The following is a 20238-nucleotide window of genomic DNA, read 5'->3' as shown; positions in this document are numbered from 1 at the left end:
CTCATAATGTTACACTTTTTATATTCTAAATATTATTTTCGACAAAGGACAAAAAATTCCTTCTTTTCTAAGAAAAAACTTTTTTATTTTATTTTTTGATATTTTCTTTATTATACCAAAATCATACACTTTTGTCGAAAAATCTTTTGAATGCGTCTTGTTTTATTAAAATAAAATTAGTAAAATTTCTATAAAAAAAGATCACTACAGACATTGCAGTAATCTTAAACAAATATTTTAACTTGCTTTTTTGTTTTGCTTATAAATATCTATTCCTGCTTCCTTTAGCATCCATTCTATGTGCACACCATACCCACTTGTAGGATCATTAACGAATACGTGCGTAACTGCTCCTATAATGCGATTATTTTGAATAATCGGACTACCACTCATCCCTTGAACAATACCTCCAGTTTCACGTAATAAACGTTCATCTGTTATTTTAATAATCATACTCTTAGTTGCAGGCGCTTCTTGTTTGACTGTATTTACAATTTCAACATCAAAAGCTTCTACCTTCTCGCCATTTATCACTGTAAGAATCTTTGCTTTTCCTTCTTGCACTTGATCAGGAAAACCTATTGGTAACGGTGTAGACCATTCATTCTTCTCAGGTATATCTGATAATGTTCCGAAAATTCCAAATGGTGTGTTCTTGGTTATATTACCTAATTTATTGTTATTCATATCAAATGTTGCACGTTTTTCTCCTGGTATACCATTTTCACCTTTTTTTATTTCTGTGACGTTTGATTCTACAATAGAACCATCATTAATTTCCACAGGTTTACGTGTATCCATATCAGATATAATATGACCTAATGCACCATATCGTTTATTCGCCGGATCATAAAAAGTCATAGTACCAATTCCTGCTGCAGAATCTCTAATATATAACCCTATACGGTAATCTTCTTCGTCCTTGTCTAGATATGGTTTTAATTTTGTATTTATTACCTTGCTGCCTCTTTTTATTGTCACAGCTAGTAATTTATTTTTATTTCCTGCTTCTTTTACTAATGGCGCAACTTCTTCCATTTTCTCTATTTTTTGATTATTTATTTCCAATATACTGTCACCTATCTTAATGCCTGCCTCTTCACTTGGTGATACTTCACCTTTTTCTGTTGTTACAATGTGATGCCCAACAACAAGTACACCCTCTGTTTGCAAATTAATACCTATAGAATGTCCGCCTGGGATTACTCTATATTCATCATACACCGATACATTCACTTTTTTTAACGGAATATTTGAGAAAGTGTACAAAACATCGGTATCGCCACTTTCTGATAATGAAAAATTAGATGCATGTATCGCTTGATCAGTTGGTGCTTGGTTAGTTTGATTAGACATCACTGTTACTGCTCCACTAAGTTGTGGCAAGTCGAAGTGTTCATTACTGCTGAATAGCATCACATCATTTGGAAGCGAGAGATATATCTTAACTGGTGAGAACCATGGTAGCATTAATAAAGAAACAAGGAGTATTAATCCTATCATTTTTTTACATTTCTTATTCATCACATCACCCTCCTTGTAATACAGATTATTGCTGAAACATCTGTATAACTAATTTGGCCTTTGGGTGACGTTTTTAAACACGTAAATCATAACAAAAACTTGTGATGATTTCCACTTTTACAAAAAACATTGATGTATAACAAAATATTAATGTTTAAATTTCTCGTTCATCTCAATTAATTCTTTTGCATGTGTTTTCGAGGCATCTGTTAATTCGGTTCCTGTTATCATTTTTCCAATTTCAGCAATTCTTTCTTCGAGTGTAAGTTCATGTACAATCGTATGTGTGCGGTTATTCTTTACTACTTTCTCAATTCGCAAATGTGTATCAGCAATTGATGCTACTTGAGGCAAATGTGAAATACACAATACTTGAGAACCAACAGAAATATTATGCATTTTTTCTGCCATTGCTTGAGCAACTCTTCCACTAACACCTGTGTCTACCTCATCAAAAATAACACTTGTAATACCTTGATGTTTAGCAAATATATTTTTTAATGCTAGCATTATTCTGGACATCTCTCCACCTGAAGCGATTCGATGTAATTCTTTTGGTGGTTCACCTGGATTGGTGGAGATAAAAAATTGAACATAATCCATTCCTTTTTTGCTTGCTTTTACAGGAATTCCGTCTATTTCTAAATCGCTCTCGTGTTGTTTTTGTAATGCGATATCAACTTTAAAGTTAGATTTTTCTAAATATAAATCCTTTAATTCATGTAAAACTGCATTTTGTAATGTTATTGCAGCTTTTTTTCGTATATCGTGTAACTGTTTACCTTCTAATATTAAATCATGTGATAATTCCTGTAATTTTTGCTCTAATTGATTGATATATAAATCATTATTTTCTATTTGATCAAGTTCCTCTTCAATTTTTGCACTATATTCCATTATTTCTTCTACAGTGGAACCATATTTTCTTTTTAACATATTAATTTCATTTAATCTTGATTCAACAAACTGCAATCGTTCTGGATCAAATTCCATACTGTCAATTTGCTGTCTGATTTGATAAGATAAATCTTCAATCATATAATACTGATCCAAAAATTTATCATAAATTTTTTTGGCATCTTCATTATTATCTGCAGCTGTTTCAAGATGATTAGCACTATACGATAACCAGTCAAGCCCTTTCTGCTCACCAAACAACCCATTATATGCATCGGTTAAATTGCTATAAATTCGTTCAAAATTATGTAAAGAATTTCTTTCCTCTATTAGTCGTTCATCTTCTTTAAGCTCTAATTGCGCTGATTGAATTTCATTAATTTGAAACTTCAATAAATCTAATCGTTGTGCCATTTCTTTTTCGTTTTTATTTTGTTTGTTGTATTTATTTTTTACATCATGCCATTTTTCAAAAATTCGTTCATATTCTTTTTTGAAAGAAGGATCTGTTGTGTAATGATAATAATCCAACAATTCAATGTGCTTATCGGGATCTAATAATGCTTGCGTTTCATGCTGGCTATGTATATCTAATAATAATTGACCCATTTCTTTAAGTAGTGCCAATGTCGTTAATTTTCCATTCACACGACAAATACTTTTCCCTGACTGTGATATAGTTCGATGTAATACCACCATATTATCAGATGAGATTTCTATCCCTAATGCACTCGCTTTAGAGTAGATCGGATGATTCGGTTCTTCGATGATAAATAGCCCCTCGAGTTCCGCCTTCTTTTCACCGTGACGAATAAATTCTACAGATCCTCTTCCACCAGTTAATAAACTTAACGCATCTATGATGATAGACTTTCCAGCGCCTGTTTCACCTGTAAGCACAGTTAAGCCTTTTTGAAATGTTATGGATAATTCATGAATGATTGCAAAATTTTTAATAGATAGTTCTGTTAACATAACATAACACTCCTAATTTAAAGCATTTCTAAAAATTTATTCTTCATATTCTCTGCATCTTCTGCAGTTTTGCAAATAATTAATATGGTATCATCTCCACAGATTGTACCAATAATTTCATCCCATCCTAAATTGTCTATTAATGCTCCCATTGCATTTGCATTTCCAGGCAATGTTTTCATCACTATAAAATGTGTTGCTGTGTCAATACTCACAAAAGCATCCATGATAAATCGCCTTAATTTGTTTAATGGATTAAATTTTTGATCTGCAGGCAGACTATATTTATATCTACCATCATTTGTAGGTACTTTTACTAAATGTAGTTCTTTAATATCTCTAGAGATAGTAGCTTGGGTTATATTATAGCTCAAATCTTTCAAATAGCTGACTAATTCATCTTGTGTTTCAATCTCATTTTCTGTTATAATTTCACGAATCTTTATGTGACGTTGTGCTTTATTCATTAGTTTTATCCTCCATAAATGTAGTATTCAAAATTTGTATTTTAGTAAGTATTTTTTTGAAACAGAAATAGCATTCCATCATGTATCTTTGCTTCTATTTTATACTATCTTGTGTTTAATTCGCTATTCATATGGTAATATTTTTTGTTATTATGACGTTTCGTGTACCTATAACATCTTACTTTAGCAGAGAGAGATTCCAATTTAAGAACTTTTGTACATAAAATAAACAATCCGAACTACTTTATAAAATAGTTCGGATTTCAAGTTGTTTCATTCACTTTTATTTAAGTCATATTTATATATTTTTTGTTAATGTTTGGTGCGCTGCTTGTACAGTCGAAATGATTAATTCCGTACATAATTCAAGAGAAAGACCTGCATCTTTTTCTGATTTCTTTAGCCACATTAAAAACTCAATATTACCATCCCCACCTGTAATTGGTGAGAATGTTAAACCTTTGATGGTAAATCCACATGATTTACTAAATGGAAGAATATCTTCCAGAACTTGTTGATGAATCAAAGCTTCACGAACAATTCCTTTTTTGCCGACCTGTTCTTTTCCTGCTTCGAATTGAGGTTTAATCAATACGATACAGTCACTTTCTTCTTCTAAAAGTTCAAATAATGGATTTAATATCAGTTTTAAAGATATAAAAGATACATCTACTGTAGCAAAATTTGGTTTGGCATCTGTAAGCATATCTGGAGTAACATGTCTAAAATTCGTTCTTTCCATTACAATTACACGGGGATCATTTCTTAACTTCCATGCTAATTGATTGTATCCTACATCTATGGCATAACTAAGTTTAGCTCCATTTTGCAATGCACAATCTGTAAATCCACCTGTAGACGATCCTACATCAACCATGATGCGGTTTTCTATGTTTAAAGAAAAATAATCTAATGCCTTTTCTAGCTTTAGTCCCCCACGTCCTACATATGGCATGACTTTCCCTTTGATTTCTAAAGGTATATCGTCATTCACTTTAGTTCCTGGTTTGTCAATTCTTTGCTCATTAGAAAAGACCAATCCTGCCATTATTGTTCTTTTGGCCTTTTCTCTCGAATCAATCAAACCTCTATCTACAATCAATTGATCTAATCGAACTTTTTTGCCCATTGCATTATCATGCCCTTTTAACTGAAGTATTTTTCGTTTGAATTATTTCTTTTAAATTTTTAATTATTTGAGATTCTGTTAAGTGAATCTCTTCTAATAGTTGGGATACACTACCATGTTCAATAAATTTATCAGGAATCCCCATGCGTTTCACAACAGATGTATATTGATTCTCTTCGGCGAATTCTAATACAGAACTTCCAAATCCACCTTGGAGGACTGATTCTTCTAACGTTAAGATCGGAATTTGTTTTTTGAAAAGAGTATGGAGCATAGCAACATCCATCGGCTTAATAAATCGTGCATTCACAACACTTATATCTAATCCTTGTTTTTTCAAAGTGGTCGATGCAGATTCAGCCATTTTTATTGTTGTACCGAAAGTTAAAATTACCGCATCATTTCCCTCTTTTAATACTTCCCAACTACCTATTGGAATTTCTTTTGTTTCTTCTTCCATCACTACACCTAAACCATTACCACGCGGAAAACGCATAGCGATAGGACCACTATTATAGCTAAAAGCTGTTTTAACCATATGCTGGCACTCATTTTCATCCTTTGGCATCATAATAGTCATATTAGGTAAGTGTCTCAAAAAAGGTATATCAAATACACCTTGATGCGTTTCTCCATCAGCACCAACTAATCCCGCTCTATCAATACCAAAGAAGACATTTAAATTTTGTCTACAAACATCGTGTACTACTTGGTCATATGCTCTTTGGAGAAAAGTAGAGTATATAGCTACAAAGGGCTTCATTCCTTGTGTTGCCATACCTGCTGCCATTGTAACTGCATGCTGTTCTGCGATTCCTACATCAAACAAACGATTTGGAAATTTCTGTTGGAACTTCTCTAATTTTGACCCTAAAATCATGGCAGGTGTAATGACAGCAATCTTATCATCTGTTTCTGCTTCTTTTTCAACAGCATCACTTACTACTTGACTCCATGCTGGTTTATTATCAACAGGCTTAATTTTCTCCCCTGAATCGATTTTATATGGACCCACACCATGCCATTTGTCTTTTTCATCCGTTTCAGCTGGTTGATAACCTTTTCCTTTTTGAGTTATGACATGAATCAGTACAGGACCATCAGTTTTTGATGCATACTGTAAATTTTCTTCTAAATCTTTGAAATCATGTCCATCAACTGGTCCAAAATAAGTGAAGCCAAATTCTTCAAATAACATGCCAGGTACCATGAAATATTTCATGCTATCCTTTACTCTTTCAGCCGTTTGGGCAATCTTACCTCCAACAGCTGGAATTCGTTTCAATAAATATTCTAATTCGTCTTTCACTCGATTGTACTTTCCAGCACTCCTCATTCTTCCAAGTGCTTTGTGTAATGCTCCCACATTACCCGCAATCGACATTTCGTTATCATTTAATATAACGATTAATTTCTTCTTTTCATGTCCAATATGATTTAATGCTTCTAAAGCCATTCCGCCAGTTAAAGCACCATCACCAATAATTGGGACAACATCATAATCTGCTTTTGTTAAATCTCTAGCTATCGCCATTCCCATTGCCGCTGACAATGATGTAGAACTATGACCTGTTTCCCATACATCATGTTCACTTTCAATCATTTTAGGAAATCCACATAATCCTTTATATTGACGTAATGTATCAAATTGTTCTGTACGTCCTGTTAAAATCTTGTGAATATATGATTGGTGACCAACATCAAATAATAATTTATCATTAGGGCTATTAAAATGTCTATGCAATGCTAATGTTAATTCTACTACACCTAAATTCGCCCCTAAATGTCCACCAGTTGTTGATAATTTTTCAATAAGAAATTGACGAATGTGTGCAGCTAGTTGTTCTAATTCTTCTACATTTAATTGTTTTAAAAATTTGGGATCTTTAATTTTGGTAAGGTCCACGATGGTGTCCTCCCTACTTTCATTCGGATTATTTTGATAGTACTTTTATTTTAAGTTTTTCTTCTACGAAAGCAATTATTTTGCCGACAGTAAATATAATAGTAGTGGAAGCATGAATTGCCATATACTTCCCTAATGCTTTGCCGCCAACAGTTAATGCTGCTACTAAACTTGTTAAAAATACTGAAAGAGTAATTTGGAAAGTTGTACCTTCACTATAACCGAAACCATTAGCAATTTGCAACACGACAATCGCAGTAGCTGTCCCACTAATTATACCAGAAATATCTCCAATTACATCATTACAGAAGCTTGCGAATCTATCTGCATTTCGAACAATAATAATTGCTTGTTTCGCGCCATTTACTTTCTCTGCTGCCATCGCATGAAAAGGTACCTCATCTGCTGCTGTTGCAGCTATACCTAACATATCAAACACGACACCAATTAATACAATAACAAGTACAATAAGCAATCCTACAGTAGAATTGACTCCACTTAATACAGAAGACGAAACAATTGAAAAAATAGCCGCTAACACAAATGTGATAACGGCAATACTTACACTAAATTTTATCGACTTTTGCAAATGTGTTTTTTTCATTTTTTACCTCATTTTGTCGTTATATTCTACTTGTTTTACTATTCACAAATATACATTACCATTATGTATAACATTAAAATAAAAACAACCTATTATTCGTTATGTAACAGTGGAATGGTCATTTATGAAGTAAAAACTGCGGCTTAGGTCCAGTAGGTTTTCCCAGATAGGTACCGAATGTTGCCATTCTGGCGGTTCCCCATTAAACCTATCTTAGCGTTGTCACCAACAGCTAGACTGGATTACCACTTAGTCCACACTATAATCCCTCATGAATGTCTGAATAAGAACAGTCTAGGAGATTTCCTCAACAACCTTTGACCATTTCCTAGCCTCTTTTGCAGTACGAATTTCATACAGAAAAATATGTTTAATTTAGTGGCCATCCAAATTAGACATTTCTATTACCTGTAATCCCCTTCGCACCACTCAAGGCAGGCTACGCTACTCATAAAAATACCCGATTCTTATGAAAGTAGGTTCATACCCCATTCCATCCTCTCCTCTTGGCTAAGAGAAGAACACAGAGATGGGCCTCCGCGGAAAAAGGGTCTTCGCCCACATGCCTTTGTGGATCGCCCTTTAACCTTAACTCCCAGCATCGACCCAAGGCTGGGCGCCTCAAGCCAACACAAGGAACTTCATCGATGTGCCCTTTGGCGGATTTTTAGGCCCGCCTTCAGAAATGGAGGATTGACTAGAATACTGCACCATTCCACGCTATTAGTTCTATTATATCATTTTTTTACGCTTTTCTCAATAATTAATACTTACGATTACTTAAGTAATCAATGATTAAATCTAATTCAGTTTCTTTCAAATGAACGGATTCAATAATGCCTTTTGCTTTTTTAACATATCTATTTTTGTGTTCGATTGCTCCATCTAATCCAAGCAGTGATGGGTATGTCGTTTTATTATTTTCCATGTCACTTCCAACAGTTTTTCCAAGTAATTCTTGATCGCCAATGACATCAAGTATATCATCTTGAATTTGGAAAATCAGTCCAACATATTTTCCTAATTCCGTTATCTTGGAGATGATTTCAGTTGAAGCTCCTGCTAAGTATGCACCAATTTCTAATGCGTATGTCAAAAGCATACCTGTTTTTAAAAGATGTATATTTTCTAGTTCTTCAATCGCTACTTGTTTGTCTTCTGCTTCCATATCCATCAGTTGTCCTGCAACCATCCCTTCTAAACCACTAGCTTTAGATAGACGATGTATGAGAAACACTTTCTCTTCGTCTGTATACTGAGAGTTTGAAGTAATCACATGAAAACTATTTGTTAATAATCCATCTCCCGCTAAGATGGCTGTTGCTTCATCAAATTGTTTATGGTTCGTTAATTGACCCCGACGATACATATCATCATCCATTGCAGGTAAGTCATCATGTATAAGAGAATAGGTATGGACCATCTCTAATGCTAAGGCAGCAGGATACACTCTCTCTTCATTACCATTTAATCCTTTAGCAGCAAGTTTCATTAGTAACGGGCGTAATCTCTTACCACCTGCATTCACTGAATACATTGTCGATTCTTGTAAACGTTTTGGCATAGACAATGATTTCAAATATTTCTCTAATTCCATTGTCATCCTTTGCTGTTCTTCTTCTATCATTATGTCTAATTTCAATTTCAACTATTCTTCCTCCTGAATTGAGAATGAAGTAATCTCACCATCTTCATTCATAATTTCTTGTAATTGTTTATCTGCATTCGTTAACATCTCATGACATATCTTTGACAATTTTGCACCTGTCGTATAATACTCCATCGCTTTTTCTAGAGGTATATCTCCATCTTCCATTTTTGATACAATCTCTTCCAATTGCTTTAACGCTTCTTCAAATGATAAATTAGTATAGTCTGTCATAATTTCAACTCTCCTTCACTTCTTTAATTATACTTACAATTACTCCATTAGAAACATGTGCTTGTAATTCGTCGCCAACAGAGACATTTGTTATATTAGTCACCATTTCTTTATTTTTATCATACAAGATAGAATACCCTCTCAACATCGTACTCGTTGGATTTAAAAGTTCAAGACTCTCTAACTTATTTGAGAAATCTCTTTTTTTATTTGATAAAATTGTTTTCAAATAATTCGTCATCTCACGTTCTAACTGTAAGACACTCTCTTTTTTTCTATCTATTATTTTTGTCGGTTTAAAATAAGATAATTGTTTATCAATATGTGCGACTTGATCCTTTTTATGTTGACGTATCTTCGTAAGATTCGTTTGAAAACGATCGATAATAGTATCTAAAGCTTGTTCCTTCTCTTCAATATATCGATGAGGGAATTTAAAGAAATAGGATTCTTTCACATTATGCCAACTGTTAAATTTTGTTTTGTAAAGTTGGTGCATATAATTAGTTAACATGCGATTTAATTGTTCTTGATACTGTATAAGATCCGCTATAGATGGCACGGCAAGCTCTGCAGCTGCTGTCGGTGTTGCTGCTCTTCTATCCGCAGTGAAATCACTAATACTGAAGTCTGTTTCATGACCTACAGCTGAAATAATTGGGATGTTAGAATCAAAAATCGCACGTGCAACTAGTTCTTCATTAAATGGCCATAATTCCTCAATAGAACCCCCACCACGGCCCATAATAATTAAGTCGATATCTGTCCTATTATTAACTGTTTGAATCGCTCTCACAATGGAATCTTTTGCATATTTTCCTTGCACTAATATCGGAAATATAAGTACGTCTACAATGGGATATCGCCGTTCTAGTGTTGTTAATATATCTCTAATGGCTGCACCTGTCGGTGATGTTAATACAGCAATTTTTTTAGGAAATTTAGGTAATTTTTTCTTATTCCTTTCTTCAAATATGCCTTCATCTGTTAATTTGATTTTTAATTGTTCAAATGCTAAATGAAGTGCACCAATGCCATCTGGTTGCATATCGTTTATATATAATTGGTATTGTCCAGAAGCTTCAAAGACACTAACACTTCCATTAATCAGTACTTTCATACCGTTTTCTGGACGGAATTGTAACTTGATATTTTGATGTTGAAACATTACTGCACGGATACTTGCATTCTCATCTTTAATGGTTAAATACATATGTCCTCTACTGTGATGTTTATAGTTAGAGATTTCCCCTCTAATATATATTCCTTGTAAATGTTCATCTACATCAAATTTCTTCTTTATGTACTTCGTTAAGGCAGTGACTGAGAGATATTTATCTTCCATATTATACACTCACTTCTATTCATAATTATTACCTCATTCTATCATTACATCTGTCCGGTTGGCTAGAAATCTAAATAAATATTGTATATCACACTAATAGAATATAGTTCTATATTAAAGTGAAAAAAAGTCATTTGCGAATGCAATGACTTTTTTTATGACAAGATGACTAGTAGCTTCATTTGGATGTACCAGTAAATTCTTAAAGATTATATGATTTTTTAGCCGATTTAATTGTATTATGCAATAGCATAGTAATTGTCATTGGACCTACGCCTTTAGGTACTGGAGTGATAAAACTTGCTTTTTCTTTTGCACTATCGAAATCAACATCCCCAGTTAATGTTCCTTCTTCTGTTCTATTTACCCCAACATCAATTACTACTGCGCCGTTCTTAATATGTGTCCCATCAATAAAATGAGCTTTACCAACAGCTACAACGAGAATATCCGCTTCACTAATGTATTTTTCCATATCCACCGTTCTTGAATGGCAATATGTAACAGTTGCATTTTCGTTAAGTAAAAGCTGGCCAACGGGTTTTCCAACAATATTGCTCCTACCTATAATAACAGCATGTTTTCCAGAAATACTAATATTTTTAGATTTTAACATTTGAATAATTCCATATGGTGTACAAGGGAAAAATGTGTCTTTACCAGTCATCATTCTTCCAATATTAATCGGATGAAAACCGTCTACATCTTTCTCAGGTATGATTGCTTCAATTACTTTTTGCTCATTAATATGATTAGGTAATGGCAATTGAACTAAAATACCATTTACTTTGTCATCGTTGTTCAATTCTGCGATTTTTGTTAACAATTCCTCTTCAGTAGTTTCCTCAGGCATTGTTATTAAATCAGATGATACTCCTACATATTCTGATGCTCTTTGCTTACCAAGTACATAAGATTTAGAGGCAGGGTCATCACCAATTAGAATAACTGTTAATCCAGGAACTATTCCTTGACTCTTTAATCTACTTACTTCCTCTTTCATTTCGTCTCTCATAGATTGTGCAAGTTCACTTCCAAAAATCACTTCTGCTGTCATGCTATTTCCCCCTTATTTATTCATTTTTGATAATACACCATTGATAAATTTCCCTGATTTGTCATCACCAAATACGTGCGCAATTTCTATTGCCTCATTAATTACAACATTTGGTGGTGCATCTTGATGAAAAAATAATTCAAATGTCGCAATTCTTAATAATGCACGTTCCACATTCGCCAAACGATGTAGAGACCATTTTTCTAAATGATCACTTATTTTTTGATCGATTTTTGCTTGGTTAGCTACTACACCTTCAATTAATTGTAGCAAGAAATCATCTCTATCTTCTAGGTCAATTTGATATTGTATCGCCTGCTCTAAATTAAAGTCTTCTTGATCTAATGGAAAAAGGATTTGTAATGCTTTTTCGCGTGCTGTTCGTCTTTTCATTCACTCTATACTCCTCGTCACGTTCAATTTCATCAAAATTACATGTATTATCAAATAATAACATGTTATATCATACATTATCAACATATCTAAAAATATGGAATCATAATTGTCTAACCTTTAAATCTTACTACATGTGAACAAAAATTAGAAAATAATGAAACAAAAGTAGGAGATGCTTCTAGTTTGATTTCCTACAAATTAGAAAAGGAATAATCATTTACTAGGCATCTCCTATCATTTTATTTCTCCATATTATTCTTTTCTTCTTGTGCATCATTCATTTGCACACCGACAACATGAATATTAATTTCTTTAACTTGAATTGCTGTCATATTAATAATTGTTTGACGAACATTCGCTTGTATTTCTTCTGCCACTCTAGGAATGGAATACCCATAATCAATGACAGTATAGACATCGATTGCTACACCTTGCTCGGTAAGTTCTACTTTAATCCCTTTGCCATGTGCTTTTTTGCCAAGTTTTTCAACAACTCCTGAAGCAAAATTACCTCTCATACTTGAAACACCTTTTACTTCAGTCGTTGCTAAACCCGCTATTACTTCTAGTACATCTGGAGCAATCTCCACTCTACCTAAATTTGAAGGCTCACCAACATGTAATAAATCTTCTGCCATGTTATCCCTCCTCAATTATTTAGTATCTTCTTGGTCATTACCCATTATACTATACTTTTCGAGAAACCTTGTATTAAAATCTCCACTAACAAACACCGGATGTACCATCATTTTTCGATGAAATGGAATTGTTGTATGTATTCCTTCAATTACATATTCATCCAACGCCCGTTTCATTTTGTCTACTGCTTCTTGACGTGTCTTACCATAAGCAATTAGTTTTGCAATCATGGAATCATAATATGGTGGGATTTTATACCCTGGATATACCGCCGAATCAACTCTCACACCTAGTCCTCCAGGTGTTAAGTACATGGAAATCTCACCAGGTGATGGCATGAAATCTTTTTCAGGGTTTTCTGCATTAATACGACACTCGATTGCCCAACCTTCAAAGGTGATGTCTTCTTGTTTATATGTTAATGGGTGATTGTTCGCGATATTAATCTGCTCTCTAATTAAATCTACACCTGTTACCATTTCAGTTACAGGATGTTCCACTTGAATACGGGTATTCATTTCCATAAAATAGAAAGTATTCTCTTTATTATCAAAAATAAATTCGATGGTTCCTGCTCCAGAATAATTTACTGCTTTTGCCGCTTTTACTGCAGCTTCTCCCATTTTACTACGCATCTGTTGATCAATTGCAGGAGATGGCGTTTCTTCAATTAATTTTTGAAGCCTTCTTTGTACAGTACAATCGCGTTCTCCCAAGTGAATTGCATTTCCATGATTATCTGCTAACACTTGAATTTCCACATGACGGAAATCTTCAATGTACTTTTCTATATAGACACCAGGATTACCGAAAGCTTTCTCTGCTTCATTCTGTGTTACACGTATGCCTTTTTCAAGCTCTTCTTCCGATCGCGCAACTCTAATTCCTTTACCACCGCCACCTGCTGTTGCTTTAATAATGACAGGATAGCCAATTCGCTCTGCAACTTCTTTTGCTTGTTGCTCATTTTCAATGATTCCATTTGAGCCTGGTACAATAGGTACTCCTGCTTCTTTCATTGTTTCACGCGCAACATCTTTTGTACCCATTTTTTGAATCGCATAAGAACTAGGGCCAACAAAAATAACATTACATGCATTACAAATATCAGCAAAATCTGCATTTTCTGATAAGAAACCATAGCCTGGATGTATCGCATCTGATTGTGTTAATGTTGCTACGCTCATAATGTTTGTGAAATTCAAATAGCTTTCACTACTTTGCTTTGGTCCAATGCAGTATGCTTCATCTGCTAATTGGACATGCAATGCATCACGATCAGCTTCTGAATATACTGCCACTGTTTCAATTCCCATTTCTTTACATGTGCGAATAATTCGTACAGCAATTTCTCCACGATTCGCAATTAAGAGTTTCTTAATCACATTTTCATCCCCTTATTTTGTCTTAATACGGAAAAGTGGTTGACCATATTCTACTAGTTCACCATTTTCAACAAGTACTTCTGTAATTGTCCCTTTTACATCTGCTTCAATTTCATTAAATAATTTCATTGCTTCTACAATACATACAATCGTATTCTTTTCGACTTGATCTCCTGCTTGTACAAAAACAGGCTTGTCTGGAGATGGAGAGCTATAGAAAGTTCCTACCATTGGAGATACGATTTCATAATCATACGCAATTGTCTCAACTGCTACTTCTTCCTCCACTTTTTTTGTGTCTTGTACAGGCTCTTCTTTAGGTTGAGTACTTTCTGGTCTGTTTACAACCTTCTCTGTTACATTACTTGCAGCTTGTTCTACAACCGAACGATTTTTTTTCAATTTAACTTTTGCACCATTTACTTCATACGTAAATTCATCAATCGTAGATTTATCTAATTTTTCTATTAGTGTTTCAATTTCTTTTATTGATAACATGTGTTGCACCCCTTCATTCTCTAAAGACTTTTAATAACAGGTACTAATAACTCCTTCTAATATTTTACGAAAACAATAGTAAAACTGCAACCATTTTAAAGAATTCTTTCTAACTCGCTTAATCGCATAGTGTGATAAACACGGTATTTACTAATGATAATACGAGAGATTTTTTTTATAAGTTGAAGAGATTTTTTAGTAAAGTATAAAAAGAGACTGCCATAATGACAGTCTAAGAAAACTATTAGAATTAACTTGCTTTATATTGAACTTCAATATTCACTTCACCAAATTCATCTTTTGTTTGTTGGATAATTCGATTTGCTTCTTTCTTTGATAATGTGTCTGTTTGCACTGTGACGACAATGTTGTTATTAGATACATTTCTCACTAATACATGATCATAACCATTGATAGATTTAATCGTGTCTTCTAAAATCGCCTCTTTGGATTCCATGACTTCCATTTCTTTCATTGCTTCATATGCTATATTTTTTTCCTCAGAAGTGGCTTCTGCTGATGCAACGATTGATTCTAATCTTTCTTTTTCTAAACTTCTTTGATTCATCACTTCAAGTCTCACTGCAGCAAATTGTTCGTCAGTAGAGATAGACGATGTGTCAACTTCTTCAGATAAATCAGTTACTCCAGATGTATTTGTTTCTTGATCAAGCAATTCTGTGCTTACGTTGTCTTGTTCATTATTAAACGCCAAGTCACCTTGTTTAGGTGCATTTAGGTAGTATACACTCAGAACCACCATTAAACTTAACATTGTCAATAGCCATACAGTTTGTTTTTTCAACATAATAATTCCTCCTATTTTACTTTATGATTTATTTTTAGGCATGACAGATACCCTATGAACTGGTACATCCAATACTTTAGAGACAGCATCTATCACCCATTTTTTCACTTCCATATTTTCCACACCATTGGCAACAATCAATACACCTCTTACTTCTGGCTTTTTTGTTTGTACGGTTAGTGGAATTTCTTTATCTCCTTGTCTTAAAATCACGACTGTCTGCTCTCTTGTTTCATCATCGATTTCACGAGTACCACCATTTTGGTCAAGCTCTTTCGTTACTTGTGATCCAATGATTAGATTTTTTTGATAAACTTGTTCATTTGTTGCATCAAGATTAACCATTACTTCTACATTTGATATTCCATTCATCTGTTCAAGTAAATGATTTAAATCTTTCTCATAGGCGTCTTCTAAACTTTGAATTTTCGATGTTGCATCTGATTGATCATTTTGCTTCCATGTTTCTTGTTCTACATTTGTTAGGTTTTCTTCTGAAATCGGTAATACATGATCAGACTCACTGTCGGGAGACGTAATGTTAAACATGTTACTTATAATCAAAAGTAACAAACCGACTAGTCCAATTAATGCAATATAATGTATTTTTTTTGTTTTAGTCTTGTCTTTGTCAGTCTTGTTTAACAAATTCCTGATTTTATGAAACCAATTATCCACTCTACTCTTCCTCCTCCCATTTTAGAGTTATTTGATCAGTCGAAATTCCCCATGTGTTCCCCAGAAAATTAGTTAGTTCTTTGTTTGTAAATGTGTATGTGTTTGGATTAGGTGTTTCGTTTCCTATTTGGATAGATACCGTTTCAACTGGTTTCAGTTGTTGCATTTCAAATTCTTGCAAATATACTGTAACTTCTTGAATCACTGTAGATTGTTCATTTTCAAAATTGACATCTAAATGCGTGATCATTACGTCATACTCGTCTTTCATTTCCCCCTCTACCATTTTCTCCATTTGGACAACCACCTCTTCTACAACATATGCATGATGAATCATTTCTATTTCACTTTTCTTTTGATTTGTTTTATTTTCTACTACATCACTTAAATGATGTAATTCATTCGTTTCAAAGAGAGGAGCAATTAGCTTGTCCATATTGATGTTCATAATCGACAGGATCGGTTGTAATATAATGAGCATTAATAATAACCCTATAACCAATTTTGCATATTGCTTTAGTTTAGAATTTGGCAGTATTAAATCAACGATAAGTGCCAGTAACATATAAATAACAATTTGAATAATCCAATTTGTTATATAGTCCATCGTAACTCATCACCTTACCATCATTGTTATATTACTTGATATGATTAAAATGACGATTGTAAAGAAGAACATAAACGATACTAATAATAAAGCAGCAAATAAATATAGAATATGCTTTCCTATTACATCTAAACATTCAATAACAGGTCCATCACCGATTGGTTGCAATATTGCTGTTGCAAGCTTATACATTAGCGATATCGTAAAAATCTTTATTGCTGGAAATAGTACAATCATAATCAAAATAATCACACCAATAATGCCGACACCATTCTTTATTAAAACAGTTGCACTTAAAACTGTATCTGTTGCATCAGTAAATATCCTTCCAATTACAGGGATAAAATTACCTGTCACAAACTTAGCTGTTTTCATTGCAATTCCGTCTTGAATTGCACTTGCAGCTCCTTGTACAGAAATTACACCTAAAAAGACAGTCAACAAGACACCCATGATACTTATGGCAATATTCTTTAGCAAATTTGCTAATTTCGTTGCTTTATATTCTTCATTTAATGTACTTACAATTTGTAAAATTGCCGAAAGCATGATTAATGGAATGATTACCTTAGATACAATAAAGACACTTGTATGAATAAGAAATATAATAATCGGATGAAAGAAAGAGATGGATAATAATTGTCCTAAAGATGCTAATAGTCCGAGGAGTAAAGGGATTAATGCAATTAAAAAGGCTTGTTCGCTATTAACTGTATCAATGACATACGTAGAAGTAAGCTCGAAGCTTTTCATTGCGATAATTATCAATAGAATATAGACAATAGCATATGCTACTTTGCTCACTACTTGCTTTTCAAATGCATTCTGAATTGTTTGTAACAACAAGCAGAATAAGGTAAGTAACATTAATGTCGCGAGTAATTTACCATTTTCAATCACTTCATAAAAAAAATAACGAAGAGCACCTTTTATCCAAGACTCTAATGAAAGACTATTTTGATCTTTGACCATCGACCAAAAATTAGTTTTACTTAGTTCTGGAAAAACGTGATTATATTCTTCTGCAATGTTGTTCCAGTAACTTTCTAACTCACTTTGGGAAATGATAGCATTGTATTCCTCTATAGTGAGTGGTTCATCCTCTTCTGCTGCAAAGATTGGCATTGGCGATATGGTGACGGTGACTATAAATAAAAGGCATGTCCATTTTTTTAACCGATTCATTTTTATTCCTTCCAACATTAATTTATAGGGAATAATCCAATAATTGTTTCAATTAATGATTTAAAAATTGGCACTGCCAGTATTAAAATAAATATTTTACCAACTAATTCTATTTTTATTGCAACAGATTCTAATCCAGCATCTTTCACAATATTGGATCCAATTTCAGCTACATAAGCAATGCCAATAATTTGTAAGATTGTTTTAATATAAAAGCTTTGAATATTTGCTTCTTCACCTAAATATGTGACCAAATGGAGAATTTCCTTTATATATGTGATTAAAAACACAAAAATATACAAAACGGTAACGACAATAATTAAATAAGCAATAACTGGTTGTTTATCTTTTAATAACAACACTAGAATTGCTGTAACAATGCCAATGCTCACTACTTCAAAAATACCCATAATATACTACCCGCTAAAAAAGAATACCGCTCGAATTTGTTGAAACAAATCAGATATACTATTGATGACAAACAGCAATACTATGATAAATCCGACTAAACTAACAAATTGAGCGAATTCTTCTTTCCCCATTTGTTTCAATACAGTATGAATCATTGCAACAATTATTCCTATACCAGCAATTTGGAAAAGTATACTCGTATCACCTACCAACCTATCTCACCTCTTTATATCAAAAGTAGCGCAACAAAAATCCCCCCCAAGAGTCCCAATCCTCTTGTCATTTTTCCATATTTTTGATTTTGCTCAATTGCTTCTTGATGTTTGTTCTCTAAGTGTACGATTGCAAGTTGAATGTACTTCTTTTGTTGTGTTAAATCATGTTGACCTAACGTTCGGCCAAACTGGTTTAATATTTCTCTATCTTCATTTTTTAATGATAGTTCTTTCCATGCGTTATTCATTTCAGATACCCAAACTTCGTATAAATCCACAGAACCATCACGTATTCTCACGCTAATATTATGGTAGAATTCAGCAACAGGAGAATCAATCTGACTTGATATAAATTCGCATGCATCTTTCACTGTCGCTTGACTATATACAATCTCTGCTTCTAATATCAAAAGTGAATTTTTCCACAACCGTATGGTTTTAGGTCGTGCTACTAATTTATTTGCGTATTCACTACCAACTAAATATCCAGTAATAGCTAACAAAATTGCTCCAATCCAATTCATATCATGCTCACACTTTTGGCATGTACTTTCTTACCATCTTTATCGTATATTGCGGTTATTTCCCCTGTTGATCTATCATTTGAAAGTACAATCAAACGTTCAAAAACTCGTTTTTCTATCAGTGGTTTAATTGTTTCTCTATTTATTACATCTTCAAAACTATAACCATGTATACTACATATTAATGTAATGCCAGCGTGCATAACTTCATCAATTGCTTGTACATCTTCTTCCGTACCAATTTCATCAACTATAATTACTTGCGGTGACATTGATCGAACTAACATCATCATTCCATCTGTCTTCGGACATCGATCTAAAACATCAATCCTTCCTCCACTAATTGATTGCGGCACACCATTAACGGAACCACAAATTTCTGACCTTTCATCAACTACTGCTGTTTTCATCGCAGGAATCGCTTTATATCCATTTGAAATCACTCTTGTCAAATCTCTTAAAAAGGTAGTTTTACCTGATTGTGGCGGTCCAATAATTAATGTATTCACATAACGTTCATTGTAGAGATCCTGTATATACGCTTCACTAACTCCAATCAAATTAGTTGCAATTCTTATATTGAACGAGGAAATATGTTGGATAGCTTTGACCGTACCATTCGACAAATTTACAGATCCCGCAATACCAATACGATGTCCACCATTAACCGTTATAAAACCTTGTTTTAATTCTTCTTCTAATCTGTACAGAGAATACTCACTGATGTTATTTAATAAATATTTTGCGTCATGTGTAGTGAAGGTTAAATGGTAAAATAATTTCACATTTTTCCCATCATTAATTTCAACTGGTCGGTTAATTCGCAATCTGATTTCTTGAATAGGAAAGACTTCTTTATGCAAATATTTTTGTATTTCTGTTGTAATATGATTTGGTAATATAGCAAATATACCTTCCATATAAAAGCCTCGTTTCTGTTAACATTCTTTCTATTCATTCTATGCGTTAGATAAGTAGTTATTACTCGACATTGGAAAAATCAATAGCGAAAGCGTATGTTTAGAAACGTAGTAACTGGAACACATCTACAGAAATAAAGGAATCACGACGAGGTACGAGTCGATGATGACTTGTTGATGGTTGAT

22 protein-coding genes are annotated in these 20238 nt (G+C 33.4%); all 22 read right to left on the bottom strand.

What is annotated here, in order from left to right; genetic code table 11:
* Positions 1 to 237: 237 nt before the first annotated feature.
* Positions 238 to 1524, bottom strand: a complete 1287-nt coding sequence (spoIVB, locus tag ACFOZ1_RS12310) for a SpoIVB peptidase (RefSeq protein WP_390199695.1) — start codon at positions 1522 to 1524, stop codon at positions 238 to 240.
* 147 nt (positions 1525 to 1671) lie between these two features.
* Complete coding sequence (recN, locus tag ACFOZ1_RS12305; RefSeq protein WP_390199693.1) at positions 1672 to 3396, bottom strand: DNA repair protein RecN; 1725 nt, start codon at positions 3394 to 3396, stop codon at positions 1672 to 1674.
* Positions 3397 to 3413: 17 nt separating this feature from the next.
* Positions 3414 to 3863, bottom strand: a complete 450-nt coding sequence (gene ahrC / locus ACFOZ1_RS12300; RefSeq protein ID WP_390199691.1) for a transcriptional regulator AhrC/ArgR — start codon at positions 3861 to 3863, stop codon at positions 3414 to 3416.
* 298 nt (positions 3864 to 4161) lie between these two features.
* Positions 4162 to 4992, bottom strand: a complete 831-nt coding sequence (locus tag ACFOZ1_RS12295; RefSeq protein WP_390199689.1) for a TlyA family RNA methyltransferase — start codon at positions 4990 to 4992, stop codon at positions 4162 to 4164.
* 7 nt (positions 4993 to 4999) lie between these two features.
* Positions 5000 to 6898, bottom strand: a complete 1899-nt coding sequence (gene dxs / locus ACFOZ1_RS12290) for a 1-deoxy-D-xylulose-5-phosphate synthase (protein ID WP_390199688.1) — start codon at positions 6896 to 6898, stop codon at positions 5000 to 5002.
* A 28-nt stretch (positions 6899 to 6926) separates the two neighbouring features.
* Positions 6927 to 7502, bottom strand: coding sequence for a hypothetical protein (locus ACFOZ1_RS12285; RefSeq protein WP_390199686.1), 576 nt, complete (start codon positions 7500 to 7502; stop codon positions 6927 to 6929).
* 763 nt (positions 7503 to 8265) lie between these two features.
* Entirely contained in the window at positions 8266 to 9150 is an 885-nt protein-coding gene (locus ACFOZ1_RS12280; protein WP_390199684.1) for a polyprenyl synthetase family protein, read from the bottom strand.
* Positions 9151 to 9384, bottom strand: a complete 234-nt coding sequence (gene xseB, locus ACFOZ1_RS12275; RefSeq protein WP_390199682.1) for an exodeoxyribonuclease VII small subunit — start codon at positions 9382 to 9384, stop codon at positions 9151 to 9153. It abuts the gene before it with no gap.
* Positions 9385 to 9388: 4 nt separating this feature from the next.
* Positions 9389 to 10729, bottom strand: a complete 1341-nt coding sequence (gene xseA / locus ACFOZ1_RS12270; RefSeq protein WP_390199680.1) for an exodeoxyribonuclease VII large subunit — start codon at positions 10727 to 10729, stop codon at positions 9389 to 9391.
* 202 nt (positions 10730 to 10931) lie between these two features.
* Entirely contained in the window at positions 10932 to 11786 is an 855-nt protein-coding gene (folD, locus tag ACFOZ1_RS12265; RefSeq protein WP_390199678.1) for a bifunctional methylenetetrahydrofolate dehydrogenase/methenyltetrahydrofolate cyclohydrolase FolD, read from the bottom strand.
* 12 nt (positions 11787 to 11798) lie between these two features.
* Positions 11799 to 12179 carry a transcription antitermination factor NusB gene (gene nusB / locus ACFOZ1_RS12260; RefSeq protein WP_390199676.1) on the bottom strand — a complete coding sequence of 127 codons (381 nt, stop codon included), beginning with the start codon at positions 12177 to 12179 and terminating at the stop codon, positions 11799 to 11801.
* A 242-nt stretch (positions 12180 to 12421) separates the two neighbouring features.
* Complete coding sequence (locus ACFOZ1_RS12255) at positions 12422 to 12820, bottom strand: Asp23/Gls24 family envelope stress response protein (RefSeq protein ID WP_390199674.1); 399 nt, start codon at positions 12818 to 12820, stop codon at positions 12422 to 12424.
* 15 nt (positions 12821 to 12835) lie between these two features.
* A complete protein-coding gene (accC, locus tag ACFOZ1_RS12250) occupies positions 12836 to 14206 on the bottom strand; it encodes an acetyl-CoA carboxylase biotin carboxylase subunit (protein ID WP_390199672.1) in 1371 nt (456 codons plus the stop codon).
* Between the two features lie 12 nt (positions 14207 to 14218).
* Entirely contained in the window at positions 14219 to 14704 is a 486-nt protein-coding gene (accB, locus tag ACFOZ1_RS12245; protein WP_390199670.1) for an acetyl-CoA carboxylase biotin carboxyl carrier protein, read from the bottom strand.
* A gap of 250 nt (positions 14705 to 14954) precedes the next feature.
* On the bottom strand, positions 14955 to 15512 hold the full coding sequence (locus ACFOZ1_RS12240; RefSeq protein WP_390199668.1) for a SpoIIIAH-like family protein: 558 nt from the start codon (positions 15510 to 15512) through the stop codon (positions 14955 to 14957).
* A gap of 21 nt (positions 15513 to 15533) precedes the next feature.
* Positions 15534 to 16190 (bottom strand): stage III sporulation protein AG, encoded by a 657-nt coding sequence (spoIIIAG, locus tag ACFOZ1_RS12235; protein WP_390199665.1) that lies wholly within the window; start codon positions 16188 to 16190, stop codon positions 15534 to 15536.
* Between the two features lies 1 nt (position 16191).
* Positions 16192 to 16797 (bottom strand): stage III sporulation protein AF, encoded by a 606-nt coding sequence (gene spoIIIAF / locus ACFOZ1_RS12230; RefSeq protein WP_390199663.1) that lies wholly within the window; start codon positions 16795 to 16797, stop codon positions 16192 to 16194.
* Positions 16798 to 16806: 9 nt separating this feature from the next.
* Positions 16807 to 17982: a stage III sporulation protein AE gene (spoIIIAE, locus tag ACFOZ1_RS12225; protein ID WP_390199661.1), complete on the bottom strand. Its 1176-nt coding sequence runs from the start codon at positions 17980 to 17982 to the stop codon at positions 16807 to 16809.
* A gap of 17 nt (positions 17983 to 17999) precedes the next feature.
* Positions 18000 to 18392 carry a stage III sporulation protein AD gene (gene spoIIIAD, locus ACFOZ1_RS12220; RefSeq protein ID WP_390199659.1) on the bottom strand — a complete coding sequence of 131 codons (393 nt, stop codon included), beginning with the start codon at positions 18390 to 18392 and terminating at the stop codon, positions 18000 to 18002.
* Between the two features lie 6 nt (positions 18393 to 18398).
* Positions 18399 to 18605: a stage III sporulation protein AC gene (spoIIIAC, locus tag ACFOZ1_RS12215; protein ID WP_390199657.1), complete on the bottom strand. Its 207-nt coding sequence runs from the start codon at positions 18603 to 18605 to the stop codon at positions 18399 to 18401.
* 14 nt (positions 18606 to 18619) lie between these two features.
* The gene (gene spoIIIAB, locus ACFOZ1_RS12210; RefSeq protein WP_390199655.1) at positions 18620 to 19132 is read right to left on the bottom strand and encodes a stage III sporulation protein SpoIIIAB; all 513 of its coding nucleotides are present in this window, start codon (positions 19130 to 19132) and stop codon (positions 18620 to 18622) included.
* Positions 19129 to 20052 carry a stage III sporulation protein AA gene (gene spoIIIAA, locus ACFOZ1_RS12205; protein ID WP_390199654.1) on the bottom strand — a complete coding sequence of 308 codons (924 nt, stop codon included), beginning with the start codon at positions 20050 to 20052 and terminating at the stop codon, positions 19129 to 19131. The genes spoIIIAB and spoIIIAA overlap by 4 nt, the downstream gene beginning before the upstream one ends.
* Positions 20053 to 20238: the final 186 nt, after the last annotated feature.

Origin of the sequence: Gracilibacillus marinus (genome assembly GCF_042651725.1) — a bacterium.
Classification (GTDB): domain Bacteria; phylum Bacillota; class Bacilli; order Bacillales; family Amphibacillaceae; genus Gracilibacillus; species Gracilibacillus marinus.
Note: the sequence above shows the minus strand (reverse complement) of the source record. Positions and strands in the feature narration are given on the sequence as shown.

Excerpts from the sequence above, each read along its gene's own strand:
- spoIVB (WP_390199695.1), bottom strand. The coding sequence starts at position 1,524 with ATGAATAAGAAATGTAAAAAAATGATAGGATTAATACTCCTTGTTTCT.
- recN (WP_390199693.1), bottom strand. The coding sequence starts at position 3,396 with ATGTTAACAGAACTATCTATTAAAAATTTTGCAATCATTCATGAATTA.
- ahrC (WP_390199691.1), bottom strand. The coding sequence starts at position 3,863 with ATGAATAAAGCACAACGTCACATAAAGATTCGTGAAATTATAACAGAA.
- ACFOZ1_RS12295 (WP_390199689.1), bottom strand. The coding sequence starts at position 4,992 with ATGGGCAAAAAAGTTCGATTAGATCAATTGATTGTAGATAGAGGTTTG.
- ACFOZ1_RS12285 (WP_390199686.1), bottom strand. The coding sequence starts at position 7,502 with ATGAAAAAAACACATTTGCAAAAGTCGATAAAATTTAGTGTAAGTATT.
- xseB (WP_390199682.1), bottom strand. The coding sequence starts at position 9,384 with ATGACAGACTATACTAATTTATCATTTGAAGAAGCGTTAAAGCAATTG.
- xseA (WP_390199680.1), bottom strand. The coding sequence starts at position 10,729 with ATGGAAGATAAATATCTCTCAGTCACTGCCTTAACGAAGTACATAAAG.
- folD (WP_390199678.1), bottom strand. The coding sequence starts at position 11,786 with ATGACAGCAGAAGTGATTTTTGGAAGTGAACTTGCACAATCTATGAGA.
- nusB (WP_390199676.1), bottom strand. The coding sequence starts at position 12,179 with ATGAAAAGACGAACAGCACGCGAAAAAGCATTACAAATCCTTTTTCCA.
- ACFOZ1_RS12255 (WP_390199674.1), bottom strand. The coding sequence starts at position 12,820 with ATGGCAGAAGATTTATTACATGTTGGTGAGCCTTCAAATTTAGGTAGA.
- accB (WP_390199670.1), bottom strand. The coding sequence starts at position 14,704 with ATGTTATCAATAAAAGAAATTGAAACACTAATAGAAAAATTAGATAAA.
- ACFOZ1_RS12240 (WP_390199668.1), bottom strand. The coding sequence starts at position 15,512 with ATGTTGAAAAAACAAACTGTATGGCTATTGACAATGTTAAGTTTAATG.
- spoIIIAF (WP_390199663.1), bottom strand. The coding sequence starts at position 16,797 with ATGGACTATATAACAAATTGGATTATTCAAATTGTTATTTATATGTTA.
- spoIIIAE (WP_390199661.1), bottom strand. The coding sequence starts at position 17,982 with ATGAATCGGTTAAAAAAATGGACATGCCTTTTATTTATAGTCACCGTC.
- spoIIIAD (WP_390199659.1), bottom strand. The coding sequence starts at position 18,392 with ATGGGTATTTTTGAAGTAGTGAGCATTGGCATTGTTACAGCAATTCTA.
- spoIIIAB (WP_390199655.1), bottom strand. The coding sequence starts at position 19,132 with ATGAATTGGATTGGAGCAATTTTGTTAGCTATTACTGGATATTTAGTT.
- spoIIIAA (WP_390199654.1), bottom strand. The coding sequence starts at position 20,052 with ATGGAAGGTATATTTGCTATATTACCAAATCATATTACAACAGAAATA.